Source organism: Streptomyces oceani, assembly GCF_001751245.1.
Lineage (GTDB): Bacteria > Actinomycetota > Actinomycetes > Streptomycetales > Streptomycetaceae > Streptomyces > Streptomyces oceani.
This window is the reverse complement of the sequence record NZ_LJGU01000121.1, coordinates 37,753-57,809: the sequence shown is the minus strand read 5'-3', so window position 1 is coordinate 57,809 and position 20,057 is coordinate 37,753. Positions and strand designations below refer to the sequence as shown.

Here is a 20,057-nt window from a genome sequence, read left to right as displayed (position 1 = left end):
AATTCACCTTACCCAGGGAGAAGAACAATGGACGTGACCGACCGCGACGTAGTGAGCAAGGTCATCAGCAAGTACATCGGTGACAACTTCTTGGACGGAAGCGATGTCTCTGAGTTGTCCGGCGACACCCCCTTGCTGGAATGGGGTGTACTCAGCTCGATGAACACCTCACTGCTGATCAATTTCATCCAGACAGACCTCGGAGTAGTCGTTCCGCCAACCCATCTCACCGCGAAAAATTTCACCAACGTGACAGCCATCACAAATATGGTGTGCGGTCTCACGGACGAGGCGGCGTAACCCCGCTTCGAATCCTCGGCAATGAGCACAGGACATCCACCTCGGGCGAAGGGCGCCCAGCGAAACGGAGAACACAGTGGACGCAGAGTTCGACGTCGGAATCATCGGCGGTGGTCCGGCGGGTTCGACCATGGCCTCCTACCTCGCCAAGGCGGGTCTCTCAGTGGCCGTCTTCGAGAGCGCGGTGTTCCCGAGGGAGCACGTCGGGGAGTCACTCGTACCGGCTACCACCCCCGTACTGCTTGAGATCGACGCCATGTCCAAGGTCGAGGAAGCGGGATTCCCCAAGAAGTACGGGGCGGCCTGGACCTCGGCCGAGGACCGCGACATCGACCACATGGGATTCCGTGGGCTGACCCACGACTTCCGCGGGGCCGGCGTCATGTTCAACGAACGCAGTCAGGAGGGGGTGGAGCGTGACCACACGTACCACGTGGACCGCGGCAAGTTCGACCAGATCCTGCTCAAGCACGCCGAAGAGTTGGGTGCCAAGGTGTTCCAGGGCGTGCGGGCCGGCAAGGTCGACTTCGACAGTGAGATACCGCAGATCGAGGCCAAAGTAGGCGGGAGAAGCGTCAACATTCCCGTCCGCATGGTGGTAGATGCCAGCGGCCGCCGTACGCACCTGGGAACGCAGCAGAAGTTCAAGGTGGCGGACCAGGTGTTCAACCAGTACGCGGTGCACTCGTGGTTCAAGGGAATCGACCGCCAAGCTCTCACGGCCGACAAGGAACAGGCCGACTACATCTTCGTCCACTTCCTGCCCGTCAGCGACACCTGGGTGTGGCAGATCCCGATCACGGAAACGATCACGTCGGTCGGCGTTGTCAGTCAGAAGCGCCGGTTCCAGGAAACCGGCGGCGACCGCGAGAAGTTCTTCTGGGACACCGTGGGCAGCCGTCCCGCGCTGCTCAACGTACTCAAGAACGCCGAGCAGACGCGACCATTCAAGACCGAGGGCGACTACAGCTACGGCATGACGCAGATCGCCGGCGACAACTTTCTGCTCGTCGGGGACGCCGCTCGGTTCGTCGACCCGATCTTCTCCAGCGGTGTGAGCGTGGCTCTCAACAGCGCCCGGATAGCCAGCCAGGACATCATCGCCGCCGCGGAGGCCGGCGACTTCTCCAAGGCGCGCTTCGCCACATACGAGGCGAAACTCCGCCGTGGTGTGCGCAACTGGTACGAGTTCATCTCCATCTACTACCGGCTCAACATCCTCTTCACCGCGTTCGTCCAGGACCCTCGGTACCGCCTGGACGTCCTCAAGTTGCTGCAGGGTGACGTATACGACGACGAGGAGCCCAAGGCTCTCGCCGCCATGCGCGAGGTGGTCGAGACAGTGGAGAACGACCCCAACCACTTGTGGCACCCGTATCTGGGTGATCTCAAGGCGCCCGCCACCGCGCCTGCCTTCTGAGGGAACCGTGTGACAACGCCATCAGCACCGCCTCCGCCGGCCAGCCGGCGGAGGCGGTGCCAGCCGCTTCCCGCCGCTGGTGCACCCAGCTCACCCGGTAGGGCCGAGCCCCCTCCAGCAGGGTGGTGGCACAGTTCCAGCCTTCCAACGGGTGCCAGTCGCCGTCCTCCCCGAGCGACCGCTCCGGCACGCCGGACCGGGAGAAGCCCAGCCGCTCGAACGGATATCGCATCCCCTGTCCCATCGCCTTGCTGTACGCCTCTTTCAGCGTCCACATCCTCACCAGTTCCGCGCTGCGGTGCTCAGGCGGTAACGAGGCCAGCAGGACGCGCTCCTGCGGGGTGCACACGCTCTGGTCCCACCCACTGCCGTCCAGCGGTCGGTCGGCGGCTTCCGCGTCCACGCCGATGCGGCCGACCCGGCTGACCGCGGCGACCTGCAAGGGGCCTGAATGGCTCAGGCTCACTTCGAGTTCGCCGCAGCCACGGACGTACGGACGCCCGTGCGGCATGTACCCGATGTCCACGCTCTCCGGAGGGGCGCTCAGAGCCACGGCCACGATGTGCCGGAAGAAGACCCGGGACGCGAGATAGCGTTCCCGCGCGCGGTGGTGAGTCAGTTCCAGATAGCGGGGCAGCTGCCCACCCAGAAGGCCGCGCAGCTCGGTCTCATCCGGGCACGGCGGCAACCACTCGAGCTCCCAGCCGTACGCCACGGCCGTTCCGTACCGCCGCAGGCTCTCGCGGACCGGAAACCAGGGGCCGACGGGTCCGGGTACGTGTACCAGGCCGTCGGAGGCGGTGGGCAAGGCATCAGCCGCCCAGGGTCGCCGGCCCGGCCAACGACGTGGCGTGCAGGTCGTAGCTGAGTCCTTCGTCATAGCGCGCCAGCACTTCCCGGTGAATGCGCTCCAAGCAGGGAAACGAGGCCTCCTCGGGTCGGGCGGCGCCGAGCAGTCCCACGATGCGGTGCAGCGCGCCCGTCAGCCAGCACGGCTCGGCCAGGAAGTCCCGTCCCCGGTCTCGTCGCTGCGACCACACCCCGACGCAGGCGGTGGCGGCGACCAGCAGCGCGTAACGCTCCGCGAGGGAACGAGCGTACGGGCCAAGCAGCGCCCCAGGTCCGGCCGCCTCCAGGGGCGCACACGCCTCGCTCAGTTCGGCGGCTTCCGAGACCAGACGGTTGAGCAGCTCGACCAGCGCGGCGCGGCAGCAGGGGTGCGAGGCCACTTCCCCCGCGTGTCCGACGCGCAGCGCGTGGAAAGCCAGCGAACTCAGCAGCGGGTCGTCCGTCGCGCGGGATGAGCAACGCATCGGCCGCGCCAGATCCAGCGCCGGCAGCGGGGCGTCCAGTTGGTACAGCGCGTCCGGAATCGATTCGCCCGGATCCCCGCTGTTGAGCACCCGTCGCCACGTGCGCGCGGGCAGCCGCGCGACCAGCACGGTGTAGGGGGGCACCTCATCTTCCGTGGGCCACAGTGGTGATGCCAGCCTGCTCAGTCTCCGCGAGAACCCCCGGTAGGGGTGGGCGCTGTCACGTCTCGCCACCTCCAACACCGTGCTCAGGTCGTGTCCGGCCTCCTTCAACACCCGTTTGGCGAGATATCCGGCCGCTGCTGAGCAGATGGGCGCCCAGTCGGGCACGAGGTGAGCCGCCCGCGCAGCGCAGAGCGTGACGCAGTCGCTCACCAAGAGATCCAGAAAGGCCCCGGCCAGTACGTCTGCCCCAGGCGGGGCTACGAGTTGGGATTTCTCGGACGCGTACCACGACTCCACCGCAGCACGCAGCAAGGTATCGAGGCGGGCCAGCACCGTCGACGCGTACAGACCATGACTCAACCGGGCGGCACGCAAGGCGAGTTCAAGGCCGCTACCCGGTTCGCCCAGTACGGTTTCCCAGCTGACCGTACGACTCCGTCCACTGGACGGCATCTCGTCGGGGGTGAGCAGCAGCGCAGTGTGATCGCGGTCCGGGCGCCCCGTATCATGGCGCGCCGTGACCACCAGCGCCTGACAGTCGGGCGGCGGCTCTGCCGTCCGTCCCGCGGACAACCGCAGTTCGTCGGCGTGTATTCGGGCCGTGAAGCTGTCGTGCGGCGCGGCGGCGCCACCTCCGGTCGGAGCCAGTCGGCCGCCTCTCAGCAGAAGTTTCCCCACCCGTCGTTGCTGGCGCTCGCAGCCACCGGCCCAGACCCTCAGTGCGGTGGGAAAGCCGCTGACTTGGGGCTCAGCGGCGGCCGGAAGGTCCATCCGGAGGACAGTGCGCACCACTTGGTGCAGTTCCTCCACACGACGTAGTCGACCGCCCACCCGCTCGGGAACGAACTCGGCCGGAAATCCGCAGGCTCGCAGAGCGAGCGAGACCCCATCCGCGGCGCTGCCCGCCTCCGAGAGGGAGCGTTCCAGGATGGCGATCCGATTCACAGCGGACCTTTCCATGCTTGTGTTCGGGCATCCGGCGCTCTTCGTCGGAGCGGGTCCAGCGAACGGCTCCCTACACGGCGGGGCCCATCAGAGTCGACACGGCAACGGTACGTCTGCTTGTCGCTGTTCTGGGGAAACGTGTCCCTCTCGAAGAAATCGACCGGCCCTTCACGAACAGCCGATTCCCCCTCCGCGTGCTGTCTGCCAGCCGCTTGGGGACCGTTGCTCCCGGCTCGCTCGTCCTTGCGCACCGACACTCCGGGGCGAGCCCCCGGCTCGTGACCGCTCCGTCGTCGGTGGAATGCGTCAGCCTCTTCCGACCACTCGGTGCGGGGGAAAGCACGGAGATTGTGTGTGCCCTCCCCTGCGCGGGTTCCCCTGTGCGGTGGGGAGTGGTGACGCGATGTCACACGAGCTCCCCTACGAGCACGGATTGATGGATCTCCTGAAGCACCATGGAAGGCTCCAGACCCAGTTCCCTGGCCAATGCGTTGCGCAGGTGCTGATACACCTGAAGTGCGCGCCACGCACAACCGGTTCGCTGCAGGGAGACCATGAACTGGGCGCAGAGGTTCTCATTGAGCGGGTTTTGAGCCACCAGCACTCTGAGTTCCGGGACGAGTGCCGCGTGCCTACCGATCTGCATGTCGGCGTCGATGCGTTGCTGCAGCACCGACATTCGGGCCTCGTTCATGCGCAGCGCCTCGAACTGCAGCACGTTGCCCACACGTACATCGATCAGTGCCGGCCCCCGCCACATGGCCAGGGCCCCGGTGAAGTGGTCGGAGGCGAGCCGATAATCTCCCGCCTCGGTCGCCCTGCGGCCGGCCTCGGCGAGCCGGTCGAACTCACGGCAATCGAGCCGCCCGCTATCGATGCGGAGCAGGTAGCCGCCCGGCTGCGTCACCAATATGTCCTTGGCCTTCCGGCCATCGCCGTGCACCAGTGCCTGGGTCATCTTCTGGCGGAGCTGTAGTATATACGTCTGGAGAATGGACGATGCGCTCTTGGGCGGGGACTCCCCCCAGAGCTCATCCATCAGTGTGGAGACGGTGACTACTCGTTCACCTTGCAGAATTAATAGCGCCAGCAACTGGCGCAGCTTCGTGGCCGTTGGCACAATCGAGATCCCGCCTTCGACAACGCTCAACGGCCCGAGTACATTTATCTCCACTATGCGACTCCCTTCAGTGATAGCGGTGACCCATGGGGCTCCATAGGTGCGTGCCGTACCGCACGCCACGAGAGGGAACTCAACAGGCCCATACATCAACAGATTGGCTAAGGTACCGAAATCGTTTTCCACTCGACAATGGCGAAAATACGACAATTTCCGTTGAATCGAATTACTTCACTCAGAGGAAGCGATCGAACTCACGGAATGCCAACGATGAGGAGTCTGATACATAAAGAAATCCTGAACATGGCCGGCGGGTTACTCAAGGATGACCATGATGGATGGAACAACGGAAGCGCCAGAGTCCGATGCGGAGACACCCGCGGATGGTTCACCCGCCGGCGAGGCGACGGAGGTGGAGTGCCGCCGGATGCAACTTTCGGCTCCGGATCAGCTTCGCGTCCTACACTGAAAATCTCCCACTTGCAACCTCTCTTGCAGAATCGCATAGAAAGGAACCCCCGTCCCCAGCATTTATTACACTATGATTCTAATTTTACGGTAAACGATCGATCGGAGGGCAAGCGATCGGTTTCCGGAGGGACAACCGACCTCGCCGCGCCAAGCGTCACTGCCTCATCATCTGGTGTCAAGCACTAACGATCAGCCGGCAGGATGCATATCGGTTGGCCAGACCGGGCAGTTTTAGGCCGGTCCTTTGCTTCCCCCTTCGGACCCTTAACTGGCTACACTCACGGCGTACCGCCTTGACCTACCGCACAGGAGCCAGGGCACGACCCAACGGAGCTGCGTAACGAGATCTTGGACGTGGGGTGCGGTCTAGGGGTATGAACTTCGACCTCCACGTCGATTACGATGGACCGCAGCCCACCGACGCCCCAAGGGGCCGCCTCAAAGATCACATCTGACCCGGGGACGGGCCGTTTCCCCTGATAGATCGCCTCATAGTCGACGACCCCCAGGTCGAATACCTCGTCGGACGGCTCTTCCCTCACGCGACTCCTCTCCTGGCACACAGCGAGGGGACGTTCCAGGCTGATATGGCAGCGCCGGCAAGCTGGAACGGTACAGTACCGTACCTCTCGGCGCCATGCGCGTACCTCACCCACTTCACTTCGGGACGCGGTCAGCCTGCCGAGAAGCGGAATGCGAGCGGCAGCACCACGTCATCGACGAGGACTCGGACGTCCTCGGCGTCGACCTCCTCGCCCATGTTGTAACGCCGAAAGAAGATGACGGCTGGTGCCAGGTCCCATAGCGGCTGCACATCGACGTCGGCCGGAATCTCTCCCCGATCCTTGGCCCGGGCGAAGGCACCGATGAGGTTTTGACGGCGCGTGGCGATGTACCCGTCCCGGATCGTGCTGGCCAGTTCGGGGTTGCGACCCAGCTCCCCGAGCAGGTCCATCATCACATCGCCAAACCGGTCCATCTCATCCAGCAGATCCTCCAGCGCGCCGAGCAGGTCGCCACGCAGTGCTCCGGTGTCACGCTCGGCGGGCAGGTCTCGGGTCGCATTCATGAAAGCAGCCACGATCAGGTCTGACTTGGACGGCCAACGACGGTACACCGTGGCTTTGCTCGCGTGCGCTCGGGACACGACGGCATCCACGGTCAGACGGTTGTAGCCCACTTCACGCAGCACCTCAAGGGTCGCGCTGAGCAGCTGGTCTTCGCGGGCCTGCCCGCCCCGCAACGATGTCGACATGCGAGCAGTTTACTCCAGGGTCACCGGAGTGGTACGGTACTGTACCGTACTTATCGGATTCACAAGGGAGCTTCCAATGTCGTCTCCATCCCTGCAACCGGCTGAGCCGTATCCACGCCGCTGGGCCGGACTGAGCGTGCTGGCACTGAGCTTGTTCCTGGTGGTCACGGCGAACATCGCGCTGACCGTGGCACTACGCGATGTCGCCGAGGAGATGCAGACGACGTCGAGCGAGCTGCAGTGGATGCTGGACGCCTATCCGCTCACGGTCGCGGCGCTCCTCTTCGCCCTCGGAGCCGCAGGCGACAAGTTCGGTCGCCGCGCCGCCCTCATGTGGGGCCTGGGAGGCTTCGCGGTATTCAGCGTAATTGGAGGCCTCAGCGACGAGCCGGGCCTGGTGATCGCCGCTCGGGTGGGCCTCGGCATCTCCGGTGCGCTAATCATGCCGGCCACGCTCGGCCTCGTACGCGTCACCTTCACCGAGGACTCCGAGCGCAAGCGCGCTTTGTCGCTCTGGGGAGCCGCCGCCGGCCTCGGCCTCGCCGGTGGCCCGCTGCTGAGCGGTGCCCTGGTTGAGCCGTACGGATGGGAGGCGTGCTTCTACCTCAACGTCCCCATCGCCCTTGTACTCCTACTGGCCACCCCGCCGCTACTGCCCGCCTCCCGCAACCGCGACGCCGGGCGCCTGGACCTGTGGGGCGCGGTGCTCTCCTGCCTCATGTTGGGCGGACTGGTGTACGGCGTCATCGAGGGGCCGAGCAAGGGATGGCTCTCGGCCGAAGTCCTGGGCGCATGGGCACTCTCGCTGGTCTGCATGGTGGCCTTCATCATCGTGGAACGCCGCATCAGCAACCCGATGGTCGACCTGACCTGGTTCACGAACAAGTTCTTCGCCGCCGGGGCCGGCTTCGCCGCACTGATCTTCACCATCGTGATCGGGATGATCTATCTCGTTTCGGTCTTCTCGCTCCAGTTTCTGGGTCATGACGCGCTGGAGGCGGGACTGCGGCTGCTGCCCGCTGGCGTCGCGCTCATCGCTGGCGTGCCCATCGGTGAGCAGGTGTACCACCGCGTCGGACCGCGCTGGCCCATCACGATCGGTGCGGCACTCGCCGCCTGCGGTGCCTATGTCCTGACCACGGCGGACATCTCCAGCGACGACATGGGCCTCATGGTTTCCGGCGTGTTGTTCGGGATGGGTACCGGTTTGGCCATCCCCGCCATGACGGACTCCGTGATGGCCAACGCACCGGCCGCGCGCGGCGGTGTGGTGGGCGGCACCTTCGACGCAGCGATCGAGGTCGGCGCGGCCCTCGGCATCGCGATCTTCGGCAGCGTACTCAACACCGTGTACGCCGATGAGCTGCCGGCACGGGTCACAGGTGCGCTGCCGCCCCCGGCACAGACCGTGGCCGAGGACTCGCTCGGCGGCGCGCTGGGTGTAGCGGCGAAGTTGCCGGATCCCGTGGCTGGACCGCTTGTCGACGGGGCACGCTCCGCCTTCATCGACGGTTACACCACGGCGTCCTACGCGGTGCTCGGTGCGGCGGTCGTCACCGCGGTGCTCGCACTCGCACTGGTGCCCAAGCGCGCCGCGGCGGGGAATGCACCGACAGCCGAAACCCCGGCTCAGATGCCCAAACCCTCCGAGGCTCCGACACATGGAGTCAGGCACCGCTAGACCGGCCAAAGCTTCTGGACCCTTCCGCGCCGGCGGCACTGTGGTTCAGGAGAGCGCGCCCGGGATACCCCCGACCCGGGCGCGCTGCCATGTCCGAGGCCGGGATTCACAGCGATACCGCTGACTCAGCATGGGGAATCTCCTCAACCCGCAGCCAGTGGGAGCCGACGCATCGCGTAGGCTCCCACTGGCATATGCCTCACGACTTGGGGCCGGTACCCCACCTCAATCCACGTCACCCACCCTGACGTGCACCGGTCCGTCTGCTATACCTCCTCTGTAGCACGCATATGGCACCCCTTCCGTACGGTGTGGGACGTGCCAGAGGGAGGAGCCATATGGAGCCCGAAGGGCTGGACGAACACGCCGAGTTCCCTATGACGCATACACTTCAGCCGCCCAGCTACGGTCTAGGTGACGCCATTGCCGGCGTCTCACGCCAACCCCCCACGCACGCGCAACTCTCGACCGCACCGCCAAGCCATGGCTCCGGAGCACGCCGCCTTCCTGGCTCGATTGTGCCGCCGCGTCGAAGGTGCTTCCACCAGAGCGCCATCACGAGGGGGCGCACTTTACAAGAAGTACCTTGTGTTCACTGGTGCATCGAGTTACTAGTTCGTCCTGTCACTGAGCGCGGAATGGACTCGTGAGGAAATGACGCAGCAAGGGAAACCGATAAGGGTTCTGATAGTGAGCGACCGGAGCATCTTGAGGGCGGGGTACCGAACCTTACTCGAAAGTAGCCCGGACTTCAAGGTCATCGACGAGGCCGAAAACATCGCGCAAGCCATCAAGGTCTCCGCGGCAAAGAGCCCCGACATAGCGATGCTGGACTCCGGCAGCTACGCGATGGACCTGGCCGCCATACGCCGCATGGTGGCGCTTCAGGGAGCACGATACACGCTGATGCTGGTGGAGAGCATCAATCAGCACACACGCCAGCTCCCTGGAATCGGCGTCGACGGGGTCCTGCTCAATCAGTCAAGCTCGGAGATGATTTGCGCCGCGTTGCGCATGATAGCCGCAGGATACACGTTGATATCCCCGGCGGGTGCCCCGAGGGTGGAGAGCAACACCGTTACCACAGTGCAGGACACCGGACACCTGGAACTTCTTACCCATCGCGAAGTGGACGTCCTTCGGCTCATCGCGCAGGGACTGACTAATGCAGAGATATCCGCCGAACTCTCAGTGAGCGACAGTACGGTAAAGTCACACGTACAGAATATGTTCAACAAGTTGGAACTTCGCAACCGCGTGCACGCCGTGATATTCGCCTACGAGATCGGGATCGTCACGGCTCAGCCTCCAAGAGAGCCGCAAGACCAGGCTGGTCTCGTGTTGACCTGACCTCGACTCGCCGTCGGGCTCGGCACAAGGCTCGGGCAGCGCGCCCCCGAGGGGCGGCGACACTCACTGCGCCGGGGCTCCCGCGCGCAGTCCGTCCATGACGAGGTTCAGCAGCCGGGTAGCGCGCGGCTGCCTGCCCCCGGGGGTCGAGCTGCCACAGGCCGGCGATGGCCAGGAGGAAATCGTCCGCGGTCACTCCCGGCCGGATGGTGCCGGCTTCCGCGTTGGCGCGGAGGAGGAGTTCGGCTGCGGACGTCACCGGGGCGTGCCCCGGTTCACCTGACGGATCTCCCCGTCCAGCGCGTCCAGCCTGGCGGTCGTCCAGGGCCGGACTCTCGGCGCCGCCCCTCTGCTCCAGTCTGGGGTCCGCCTCCTTCACCGTCGAGTTCGATGCCACGCACGCGTTCCCGCTCAAGCTGTTTCAGCAGGGAGGCGTGACTGTAGAGCAGGTTACGAAAGGTCGGGGCGTGTCGCTCCATCACCTTCTGCTCGGCGAAGGACACTTCCCGGTGGTAGCTGTTGTGCGTGGCCATCGCCTGAATCTCGTTCAGCCGCGGTGGAGGACCGGTGTCCCCGGACGGCTGGGCCTGGGCCGCGGACGAGAGCGCCGCGACCGCGGTGCACGCGATCGCGGCGGAGAGCCATCGACGAAGCGGGCTTGGGTGGGAGTTCGGGACGCTGACGACGTGCCACAACATCCCGCCAGCCCGTTACGCGGTCAACAACGCGCGCCGACCCGCACGAGAAGACCCGACGGCACTATCCCACCGAGGTGTACGCCACCACCCCGCGCCGCATCTCGTCGATCGCCCTACGGGCGTTCTTCGCGACGGTCCCCTCCAACGGCGCCGCGCTGGAGAGTTGCCCCAGGACGTCGATGACCTGCTTGCACCAACGGACGAAGTCGCCGGCGGGCATGTCGACGTCGCGCAGCACCGCGTCCAGCCCGTGCCCCTGGGTCCAGTGGTAGGCCGCCCAGGCGAAGCCGAGATCGGGCTCCCGCTGACCCACCCCCTCGGCCGCGGTGATGCGGTGCTCCTCCTCCAGGGCGTCGAGCCTGCCCCAGATCCGAACCATCTCGCCCAGGGCGTGCTTCGCCCGGCCACCCGGCAACCGGTCTGGCACGGCGTCGTCCGAGGCACGCGCCTCGTACACCAAAGCCGAGACGCAGCCGGCCAGTTCCGCCGGTGTCAGGCCCTCCCAGACCCCCTCTCGCAGGCACTCCGAGGCCAGCAGGTCCAACTCTCCGTAGAGCCGCGCCAGTCGCCGGCCGTCCTCGGTGACCTCGTCGCCCTGCAGGTAGTCGAGGTCGGACAGGAGGGCGTAGACCCGGTCGAAGGTGCGGGCGATGGTGTTCGTACGGCCCTCGATCCGACGCTCCAGTTGCCGGGTGTCCCGTGCCAGCCGCAGATAGCGCTCGGCCCACCGAGCGTGGTCCTCACGCTGGTCGCAGCCGTGGCAGGGATGACTGCGGATCTGCGCGCGCAGCCGTGAGATGTCGGCGTCGTCGACCGCCGTCGAGCGCTGCTTACGGTGCCGCTGCGGCTCGTGGTGCCCCGCCTTGGTGCGCAGCGCCGAGGCGAGGTCCCGCCGGGACTGCGGGCTACGCGGATTGAACGACTTGGGGATACGCATCCGCTCCAGGGGCTCCACCGGCACCGGGAAGTCGATGGAAGCGAGCCGTTTGACCTGACGTTGCGCGGTCAGCACCAGGGGGCGGGGGCCGTCGTGCTGGTCGTACCCCCGCCGGCCGGAGCTTCGGCCGGACGTCGTGCCGGGGTCGAGCACCAGCGCCAGGCCGGCGAACTTGCCGGTGGGGACATGGATGACGTCCCCGGACTTCAGCTTCTCCAGCGCCACCCCCGCTGCCGCCCGCCGCTGCGCGGCGCCCTGTCGGGCCAACTCGGTCTCCCGGTCCTTGAGGTCCCGGCGCAGCTGGGCGTACTCCTGGAAATCCCCCAGCTCACAGTGCATCGACTCGCGGTAGCCCTCCATCCCCTCCTCGTTCCGCTGCACCTGCCGGGAGATGCCCACGACCGCGCGGTCCGCCTGGAACTGCGCGAAGGACGTCTCGAGCAGCTCCCGGGAGCGGTGCCGGCCGAACTGCGCGACGAGGTTGACCGCCATGTTGTACGACGGCTTGAAAGAGGAGCGCAGCGGATACGTCCTCGCGCCCGCCAGGCCCGCGAGCGCCCCCGGGTCCATGCCGCGCTGCCACAGCACCACGGCGTGACCCTCGATGTCGATGCCGCGCCGCCCGGCCCGCCCGGTCAGCTGGGTGAACTCGCCGGGGGTGATGTCGGCGTGCTGCTCGCCGTTCCACTTGACCAGCTTCTCCAACACGACCGAGCGCGCCGGCATGTTGATGCCCAGGGCCAGCGTCTCGGTGGCGAACACGGCCTTGACCAGGCCGCGTACGAAAAGCTCCTCGACGATCTCCTTGAAGGTCGGCAGCATCCCCGCGTGGTGGGCGGCGACGCCCCGCTCCAGGCCCTCGAGCCACTCGAAGTATCCGAGGACGTGCAGGTCCTCGTCCGGGATGTCGGTGGTACGCGCCTCCACGATCTCCCGAACCCGGGACCGCTCGTCCGTGGAGTTCAGCCGAAGGCCGGAGTAGAGGCACTGTTGCACGGCCGTCTCGCAGCCTGCCCGGCTGAAGATGAAGGTGATCGCGGGCAGCAGCCCCTCCGCGTCCAGCCGGTCGATGACCTCCGGGCGGCTCGGCGTCCAGATCCGGCTACGGCGGCGTCGCTCACGCTCCCGGTCGGCCTCCCGCTTGGGACGTCCACGCCGCCGGTCGCCGTTCGAGTCCGGGCGGCTGTTCTCCATCCGGGCTATACGGACGAGGTCGGGGTTGACCTCCTTCTTGTCACCCTTCTCCTCGAACAGGTCGTACATCTGTCGACCCGCCAACACGTGCTGCCACAACGGCACCGGACGGTGCTCGGAGACGATCACCCGGGTGTCGCCCCGCACCGTGTCCAGCCAGTCACCGAACTCCTCGGCGTTCGACACCGTCGCGGACAGGGACACCAACGCCACCGAGGCGGGCAGATGGATGATCACCTCTTCCCAGACGGCGCCCCGGAACCGGTCGGAGAGGTAGTGCACCTCGTCCATGACGACGTACCCGAGCCCGAGCAGCGCGCGGGAACCGGCGTAGAGCATGTTCCGCAGGACCTCGGTGGTCATCACGATCACCGGTGCTCCGGAGTTCACGCTGTTGTCCCCGGTCAGCAGGCCGACCTTGTCGGCGCCGTACCGGGCGGCGAGATCGGCGTACTTCTGGTTGGACAGGGCCTTGATCGGCGTGGTGTAGAAGCACTTGCGCCCCTGGGCCAGGGCGAGATGGACGGCGAACTCACCGACGATGGTTTTGCCGGAGCCGGTCGGGGCGGCGACGAGAACGCCGCTGCCGGCCTCGAGGGCTTCGCACGCTTCGAGCTGGAAGGCGTCGAGTTCGAAGTCGTACAGGTCACGGAAGGGAGCGAGAGCGGTGGCCTCGGCGGCGGCGCGCCTGCGCGCCGCCGCGTAACGCTCTGCGGGGGAGAGTTCCTCGGTCATTGTGTCTACGAGCCTACCGGTCACCACCGACAGCGCCGGGTGATTTACCAGCCGGCCACCACCGGCTGCCCCACTGACCAGCCTCAACCGCCTGGTACGAGCCGCGTGGCCGTGCGCCCGTGGCCCGTACGCGGTCGGCGCGGCTCCGGTCGGCCCTGGGCGGCTCCGGCGGCTCGGTCACTCGGCGGCGAGGACCCGCACCGCGGCCGGCACGCTGCGTGCCGTCAGCGGTAAGGCGCCGACCGGCTCCCCGTCGGCGTAGCCCGTCGTGTCCGGCGCCTCCAGGGTGACCGTACGTGCCCGGTGGACGGTCACCGCGGGATGGCTGAGGTGGCTGCCCCGGTAGACCCGGGGGAAGACCCGCAGCAGGGTGGCACGGCTGCACTCCCCCACCACCGTGATATCGAACAGCCCGTCGTCCATGCGCGCGTCGGAACACATCCGCATGCCCCCGCCGTACGACGGCCCGTTGCCGACCGCGACCAGCGTCGCCGCCAGCTCGACGGGCTCGCCCTCGTCCAGCGTGAGGCGATACGGTACGGCACGCAGCGTGGCCAGCTCGGCGAGCATCGCGAGGTCGTAGCGCGACTTCCCGGTGGGCCAGCGCATCCGGTTCCCCCGGTCGTTGACCCGGGAGTCGAAGCCGCTCGCGAGGACGGATCCGAACCAGCGGTCCGCCACCCGCCCCAGGTCGATGTCCCGGCCCGTGCCGTCCTTCAGGGCCGCGGCGATCCTGCGGCCGGCCTCAGCCGGATCGCGTACGGGCAGTCCGGTGGCGCGGGCGAAGTCGTTTCCCGTGCCGACCGCGACCACGCCGAGCGGCACCCCGGTGCCCGCGACCGCTTGCAGGGCCAGTGAGGCCATGCCGTCGCCGCCCACCGCGATCAGGGCGCCGGTGTCCGACTCGACGGCGGCATGGGCACGGGTCAGGGCGTCGTCCGCATCATGACCGACCACGGTGCGTACGGCGAAACCCGCGTCGCGCAACGCTGCGGCGGCGGGCTGGGCGGCCCGGGCCCCACGGCCCTGGCCGGCCACGGGGTTGACCACCATCGTGATCTCACTGGTCACCGGGTCCGCCTCGCCGTCCGTGCCTACGTGGCATCGTCGAAGCGATCTGGCGGACCGCCCTCGTCCCCGGACCGGGCTCCCGTGTCAGGCGGAGCGGGCTGAGCGACTGGTTCCGGCGCGTGGTCGAGCGTGGACGCCTCGTCGTCGTCCAGGTCGGCGTACGGGTTGGCGCGCCTTCGGCGACGGTCGTTGGTGAGGCACACGCCGGTCGCCCCGAAGTACAGCAGCACGATCGGCAGCGCCAACGCACCCATGGTCAGCGGGTCGCCGGTGGGGGTGGCCATCGCCGAGAAGACGGCGATGGCCACGACCATCACCCGCCACCAGCCAAGCAGCTGGCGCCCGGTGACGATGCCGCCGAAGTTCAGCATGACCAGCAGCAGCGGAAGCTCGAAGGCGAGCCCGAAGACGATCACCAGGCGGGTGATGATGTCCAGGAACTCGTCGAACGGGATCAGGTTGCCCGTCCCCTCCGGCGTGAAGTCCAGCAGCGCGCGGGCGGCGGTCGGCAGCACGAAGTACGCGAGCACCGCGCCGCCGACGAACAGCGGGGCCCCCGCTCCCACGAACGCCCCGGCGTACTTCTTCTCACTGCGGTGCAGACCCGGCGCCAGGAAGGCCCAGAGCTGGTAGAGCCACACCGGGCAGGCGCCGATGACACCGACGGTGAGCGCCACCTTCAGCATGATCGTGAACGGCGCCACCAGTCCCTGGATGGTGAGCTCGGCACAGGCCTCGCCGTTCACCGACTCGCCGAAACCCTTCTCGCAGCCGACGGCCTCGCGCACCGGCTCCGTGAGGAAGTCCGCGATCTGCTTGTAGTAGACGAGCCCGAGGACGGCGACGGCGAGAACCGCCAACACCGCCTTCACCAGCCGGTTACGCAACTCCCGCAGGTGCTCCGCGAGTGGCATCCTGCCCTCGGGGTCCTTCTCCTTCTTACCCTGATTACGGGCTGATGTGAGCAACCCACGTCCTCGGTCAGTTGTCCGGTCGGAAGATCAGTTCCCCTCGCGGGTCAGGTCTGCTTCGTCTGCTGGCTCGGCTCCTGCTCCTGGGTCGGCCGGGAACTGCTCACGTCTCCCGGAGCCGCCTGGATCGTGCGCGGAGTGGACTGCTGGGCGTCGCTCGAGTCGGACTTGTCCTGCTCGGCCCCGTCCCCGCCGTCCTTCTTCATCTGCTTCGCCTCGCTCTTCAGGATGCGAGCCGACTTGCCGAGCGAACGGGCCATGTCCGGAAGCTTCTTGGCACCGAACAGCAGCAGGATCACGAGGAGGATCAGTACGATCTCCATGGGCCTGAGGTTGGGGATCATGTGCCACTACCTTCTCGCCGGGGCGGCGTCATCACTTGCCTGCCGTATGCGTCGGACTGGCTGCGCCATGCTGCCAGCGATCGTAACCCTGTGAAGTGGCCGCCTGGCAATCCCCATGCACACTCCACATGTGGGGTCTCACGGCAAACTCCCAGTGCACGTCCACCGTGTCAGGACGCAGCCCCCTCAGGTTACCGCTCGAACCCCCGGGCGCAGGAGGCCGCCGCCCGTTCGAGATCCTCGGCGGCCTCCGTGATGCGTTCGGAACTGTCACCCACCGCACGGGAGAATCGGCGGACCTCAAGGCCCACCCGGACGGCGAGCACGCCGAGCACCGCGACGCCGGAGAAGGCCAGCGTGAGGAAGAACATGGGCCAGAGCATGCACCGAGCCTAGGGTGTCTCCCCCAGTGCCGTCGCGCACCCCCTCGTACGGGCCGGGCGACGGCGGTGCGACACCGCGCGCCCCGGTCGGGTTCCCCGTCACTCCCCGTACGCGGCCAGCGCGTGCCGCGCCGCCTCGCGTGCGCTCTCGGCCAGTTCACGCGGGGCGACGATCCGGCCGTCCGGCCCGAGCCGCAACGCCAGCCGGCGCAGCGACGCGGGCTCCGGGGTGCGCAGGGTGATGCGCAGGCCGCCGTCCGGCAGTTCCTCGGCGCTGTCATGCGGGTAGTACTCCGCCACCCATCGACCGCCCGGCGCCACCTCGACCACCACCTGTGGATCGTCGACAGCGGGCTGTACGAGCCCCGCGGACAGGTCCCTGGGCTCCACCGCCGGTGGATCGGAGGTCTCGTCCAGCAGCCGGATCTCCGCCACCCGGTCCAGCCGGAAGGTACGGCGGGCCTCCGAGCGCCAACACCACGCCTCGACGTAGGTGTGACCGATGGCGAACAGCCGGACGGGGTCGATCTCCCGCTCGGTCACCTCATCCCGAGCCGGCGAGTAGTAGCGCAGCCACACCCGACGACGCTCCGCGATCGCGCGGTCGAGGTCCGCGAACACTCCGCTCTCGGACTCGAAGGTCACCGACAGCCGGGAGCTGGCGCCCGCCGTCTCCCCAGCCGCCGTCTCCAGCTTCGCGGTCGCCCGCAGCAACGCCTCCCGGTCGCTCTCCCGCAGGCCGGGCAGAGTGGCCACCGCACGCGCGGCGACCAGCAGCGCGGTGGCCTCGTCGGCGGCGATCCGCAGGGGCGCGGCGAGATCGTCGGCGTTCCGCCACCAGATGTGCTCACCGTCGGTGTCGATCTCCAGCAGGTCGCCGCCGCGATAGCTCGTACCACACATGGGCAGCACGTCGAGGTCCGAGATCAGCTCGTCGGTGGTGATGCCGAAGGCACGCGCCACCTCGTCAACCCGCGCACCGGGACGGTCCCGCAGGTAGGTGACCAGGGACAACATCCGGCGTGTCCGGTCGATCGCGTGTGACGCCACAGCCCTCTCCCTCAGCCCTTGGCCACGGCACGCAGCCGGTCCACGACGTCCGCCCGCAGCTCGGCCGGCTCCAGCACCAGCACGTCCGGCCCGAACTCGACCAGCCAGGCGTCCAGGCCGTGTCCGTACGGAATCTCCAACTCGTCCCAGCCGTCGCCGACTTCACGCACCATGCCGGCCCGGGCCCGCAGCGGGTATCCGGCACCGGAACGCAGGCGGATACGCGCACTGCGCGAGGACCGTTCGCCGGCCCAACGCTCGACGGACTCGCGCACGGTCACCTGATCCGGTACGGGCGCGGTGAACGCGGCGGCCTTGGAGCGTACCGCGCCGGTGATACGGGAGAGCCGGAAGACACGTTCGGCCTGCCGGTCCCGGTCGTACCCGGCGAGATACCACTGTCCTCGCCAGCACTCCAGGGTCCAGGGCTCGACCTGGCGGCGCTCCGGACGGGCGGAGTTCGACTTCCGGTAGTCGAAGACCACCGGTCGACGATCCCGGCAGGCGAGCATCAGCGGCTCGAATGCGGCCTCGCGGGCGGGGATGTACGGCTCCAGCGCGCTGTGCGGATACGCCTGCCCCGGCTCCCCGGACGCGCGCCGCGCAGTGGCCCCGTCCGGGCCTTCGCCGGATTCCTGGACCGGCATGCCCCCGGCGGCGTGCAGCTTCTGCAGTGCGCCGGAGGCCGCCCCGGCGAGTCTCGCCTGCTGCCACACCCGGGCTGCGAGCCCCAGCGCGGTGGCCTCCGCCGCGTCGAACGTGATCGGCGGCAGGCGGTTGCTGTCCCGACGGGCCAGATAGCCGGTCTCACCCTCGAGGTTCTCCACCGCGTCGATGACCAGCCCGAGTTCCCGTAGGTCTTCCTTGTCCCGCTCGAACATGCGGTTGAACGAGTCGTCGCCGCTCGCCTCGATGTACGCCTCGACGGAGCCGCGCAGCTCGCGCTTGGTGAGCGGTCGCCGGGCACCGAGCAGACACAGCGCGACGTTCATCAGCCGCTCGGCCTTGACAATCGCCATCGAAGCCCGCCTTCTCTCCGTGCACTCGGGCTGTTGACCGTACCGCTGACCCCGCGGATGGCAAAAACCGAGGGCCCACGCTGGGTGAGCCCTCGGCCATGGTCCGTGTGACCGTCAGACGGCTACCAGGTCGCAGACGAAGATCAGCGTTTCGTGCGGCTTGATACGGCCACCACCCGCGCCCTGCGCCCCGTAGGCGAGATGCGCCGGGATGGTCAGCCGACGACGACCACCGACCTTCATGCCCTGGACACCCCTGTCCCAGCCGGGGATGACCTGTCCGGCGCCGAGCTGGAACTGCAGCGGCTTGCCGCGGTTCCAACTGGCGTCGAACTCCTCACCGGTGGAGAAGGAGACGCCGACGTAGTGCACGGAGACGTTGTCCCCAGCCTTGGCCTCGGGCCCGTCACCCTCCCAGAGCTCCTGAATCTCCAGGTCGGACGGCGGCTCACCCTCGGGAAAGTCGACCTCGGGCTTGTCGATTCTCACGTGTTGCTCCTAGAGACGAGTCTTCCGTACGACTGGCGAGTGACGGCCCGGCGGCTTCCAGGGGCCGCCGACAGGCCGATGGCCTGTTCACCCGCCCAGCGTGCACAGTATTTCACGGGACGGACACGCGTTCCGCGCACCGTTCGCGGGCGCCCGCCCTCTCACCGCGCCGTACGATCCGCGCCGCCCCGGACACGACGTCACTTCACGCTGAGCACGTCCACGCTGAAGACGACGTCCGAGGGGATCTGCGCCCGTGCCTTCTTCGGGAACTCCTCCCGTGGTACGGAGATCACCACCCGGCTGCCCTGCTTCTTCCCCTCGAGGCCCTTCTCCCAGCCGACCATCTGCTTCACCGGGTAATCCTGGGGGCCGGTCTGCTGCCAGGAGTTGGCGAACGGCTCGCCGTTCCAGAGCTTCGCGGTGAAGTTGGCCAGCACCGTGCTCTCGCTGGTGATCTCCTCGCCGTCGCCCTCCAGGACGGTGGTGCTCCGTACGCCCTTCGGAGCCTTCGCGCCCTTTTCCACCTCGATCTTCGGCGCCTTGTCCGTGATCTCGGTGCTGACCTCGGGGAGTTCGGGGTCCGGCTCCTCGACGGGCTTCCCGTCGACCTTGTTCGGCAGTGTCTTCTTCAGGTCCACGACGAACACCAAGGTGGAGTTCTTCGGGATCGGCCCCTGGCTCTTGTTGCCGTACGCCTTGTCCGGCGGAACGACGAGTTCCACTCGGCTGCCCATCCGCTGACCGACCAGGCCCTCGTCCCAACCCGGGATGACGCTGCCCCGACCGAGTTGGAAGCTGACCGGTTCACCGCCCTTCTTCCACGTGGTGTCGAAGACCTTGCCGTTCCAGAGCTGGCCGTGGTACGTGGCGTTCACTACGTCGCCCTTGCGCACCTTCGGGCCCTTGCCCTGCTTCAGCACCTTGGTCTTGAGCTTCTTGGGCGGGTCGCCCTCGCCCTTGTCGATCTTGGGCTTCTCGTCCTGAGCCGACGCGGAGACGGCGGGAATCGCGCCGTCCTTGCTGGGCTCCTCGCTGCCGCACGCCGCGGCGAACGGGATCAGCAGCGGAACGATGAGCGCGGCCGTGGCGCGGCGAGTCCTGGGGGAGGCAGTCATGGGTCATCTCGCGGGGGTGGGGGTGTGT

Annotated in this window: 18 protein-coding genes and 1 pseudogene; 4 read left to right on the top strand and 15 right to left on the bottom strand. The window is 67.4% G+C overall.

From position 1 onward, the window contains the following. Positions 1 to 27 precede the first annotated feature (27 nt). Positions 28 to 300 (top strand): hypothetical protein, encoded by a 273-nt coding sequence (locus AN216_RS12055; RefSeq protein WP_070196662.1) that lies wholly within the window; start codon positions 28 to 30, stop codon positions 298 to 300. 76 nt (positions 301 to 376) lie between these two features. After that, positions 377 to 1,720: an NAD(P)/FAD-dependent oxidoreductase gene (locus AN216_RS12050; protein ID WP_079166510.1), complete on the top strand. Its 1,344-nt coding sequence runs from the start codon at positions 377 to 379 to the stop codon at positions 1,718 to 1,720. On the opposite strand, the gene AN216_RS12045 is transcribed toward AN216_RS12050, so the two are convergent. The 4 genes from AN216_RS12045 to AN216_RS12030 all read right to left on the bottom strand — a co-directional run bounded on the left by AN216_RS12045 (position 1,689) and on the right by AN216_RS12030 (position 6,989). Then, positions 1,689 to 2,435 (bottom strand): 4'-phosphopantetheinyl transferase family protein, encoded by a 747-nt coding sequence (locus AN216_RS12045; protein ID WP_170843101.1) that lies wholly within the window; start codon positions 2,433 to 2,435, stop codon positions 1,689 to 1,691. The two genes, AN216_RS12050 and AN216_RS12045, sit on opposite strands and share 32 nt — an antisense overlap. Positions 2,436 to 2,532: 97 nt before the next feature. Further along, positions 2,533 to 4,143 carry an acyl-CoA/acyl-ACP dehydrogenase gene (locus AN216_RS12040; RefSeq protein WP_070196660.1) on the bottom strand — a complete coding sequence of 537 codons (1,611 nt, stop codon included), beginning with the start codon at positions 4,141 to 4,143 and terminating at the stop codon, positions 2,533 to 2,535. Positions 4,144 to 4,549: 406 nt separating this feature from the next. Next, positions 4,550 to 5,293, bottom strand: a complete 744-nt coding sequence (locus AN216_RS12035) for an AfsR/SARP family transcriptional regulator (protein WP_244502431.1) — start codon at positions 5,291 to 5,293, stop codon at positions 4,550 to 4,552. A 1,114-nt stretch (positions 5,294 to 6,407) separates the two neighbouring features. Further along, on the bottom strand, positions 6,408 to 6,989 hold the full coding sequence (locus AN216_RS12030) for a TetR/AcrR family transcriptional regulator (RefSeq protein ID WP_070196658.1): 582 nt from the start codon (positions 6,987 to 6,989) through the stop codon (positions 6,408 to 6,410). A gap of 76 nt (positions 6,990 to 7,065) precedes the next feature. On the opposite strand from AN216_RS12030, the gene AN216_RS12025 reads away from it, so the two are divergent. Both AN216_RS12025 and AN216_RS12020 read left to right on the top strand, forming a co-directional pair. Beyond that, the gene (locus AN216_RS12025; protein ID WP_070196657.1) at positions 7,066 to 8,670 is read left to right on the top strand and encodes an MFS transporter; all 1,605 of its coding nucleotides are present in this window, start codon (positions 7,066 to 7,068) and stop codon (positions 8,668 to 8,670) included. Positions 8,671 to 9,324: 654 nt separating this feature from the next. Beyond that, positions 9,325 to 10,020, top strand: coding sequence for a response regulator transcription factor (locus AN216_RS12020; RefSeq protein ID WP_070196656.1), 696 nt, complete (start codon positions 9,325 to 9,327; stop codon positions 10,018 to 10,020). A gap of 63 nt (positions 10,021 to 10,083) precedes the next feature. On the opposite strand, the pseudogene AN216_RS30190 reads toward AN216_RS12020, so the two are convergent. The 11 genes and pseudogenes from AN216_RS30190 to AN216_RS11975 form a co-directional block, all read right to left on the bottom strand. Next, positions 10,084 to 10,294: pseudogene (locus AN216_RS30190) on the bottom strand (SbtR family transcriptional regulator); the annotation flags it as partial. A gap of 1 nt (position 10,295) precedes the next feature. Continuing rightward, on the bottom strand, positions 10,296 to 10,718 hold the full coding sequence (locus AN216_RS30685) for a Ca2+-dependent phosphoinositide-specific phospholipase C (RefSeq protein ID WP_079166507.1): 423 nt from the start codon (positions 10,716 to 10,718) through the stop codon (positions 10,296 to 10,298). A gap of 61 nt (positions 10,719 to 10,779) precedes the next feature. Then, complete coding sequence (locus tag AN216_RS12015; protein ID WP_070196655.1) at positions 10,780 to 13,584, bottom strand: DEAD/DEAH box helicase; 2,805 nt, start codon at positions 13,582 to 13,584, stop codon at positions 10,780 to 10,782. 177 nt (positions 13,585 to 13,761) lie between these two features. After that, positions 13,762 to 14,655, bottom strand: coding sequence for a diacylglycerol kinase (locus tag AN216_RS12010; protein WP_070196654.1), 894 nt, complete (start codon positions 14,653 to 14,655; stop codon positions 13,762 to 13,764). 23 nt (positions 14,656 to 14,678) lie between these two features. After that, positions 14,679 to 15,623: a twin-arginine translocase subunit TatC gene (tatC, locus tag AN216_RS12005; RefSeq protein WP_244502429.1), complete on the bottom strand. Its 945-nt coding sequence runs from the start codon at positions 15,621 to 15,623 to the stop codon at positions 14,679 to 14,681. A gap of 50 nt (positions 15,624 to 15,673) precedes the next feature. Next, positions 15,674 to 15,970 (bottom strand): Sec-independent protein translocase subunit TatA, encoded by a 297-nt coding sequence (gene tatA, locus AN216_RS12000; RefSeq protein ID WP_070196652.1) that lies wholly within the window; start codon positions 15,968 to 15,970, stop codon positions 15,674 to 15,676. Between the two features lie 191 nt (positions 15,971 to 16,161). Further along, the gene (locus tag AN216_RS11995; RefSeq protein WP_070196651.1) at positions 16,162 to 16,353 is read right to left on the bottom strand and encodes a hypothetical protein; all 192 of its coding nucleotides are present in this window, start codon (positions 16,351 to 16,353) and stop codon (positions 16,162 to 16,164) included. A gap of 99 nt (positions 16,354 to 16,452) precedes the next feature. Next, positions 16,453 to 17,403: a helix-turn-helix transcriptional regulator gene (locus AN216_RS11990; protein ID WP_070196650.1), complete on the bottom strand. Its 951-nt coding sequence runs from the start codon at positions 17,401 to 17,403 to the stop codon at positions 16,453 to 16,455. 11 nt (positions 17,404 to 17,414) lie between these two features. Continuing rightward, the gene (locus AN216_RS11985; protein WP_070196649.1) at positions 17,415 to 18,422 is read right to left on the bottom strand and encodes a helix-turn-helix transcriptional regulator; all 1,008 of its coding nucleotides are present in this window, start codon (positions 18,420 to 18,422) and stop codon (positions 17,415 to 17,417) included. Positions 18,423 to 18,536: 114 nt separating this feature from the next. Further along, positions 18,537 to 18,911, bottom strand: coding sequence for an FKBP-type peptidyl-prolyl cis-trans isomerase (locus tag AN216_RS11980; protein ID WP_070196648.1), 375 nt, complete (start codon positions 18,909 to 18,911; stop codon positions 18,537 to 18,539). A 200-nt stretch (positions 18,912 to 19,111) separates the two neighbouring features. Further along, positions 19,112 to 20,029, bottom strand: coding sequence for an FKBP-type peptidyl-prolyl cis-trans isomerase (locus tag AN216_RS11975; RefSeq protein WP_070196647.1), 918 nt, complete (start codon positions 20,027 to 20,029; stop codon positions 19,112 to 19,114). Positions 20,030 to 20,057: the final 28 nt, after the last annotated feature.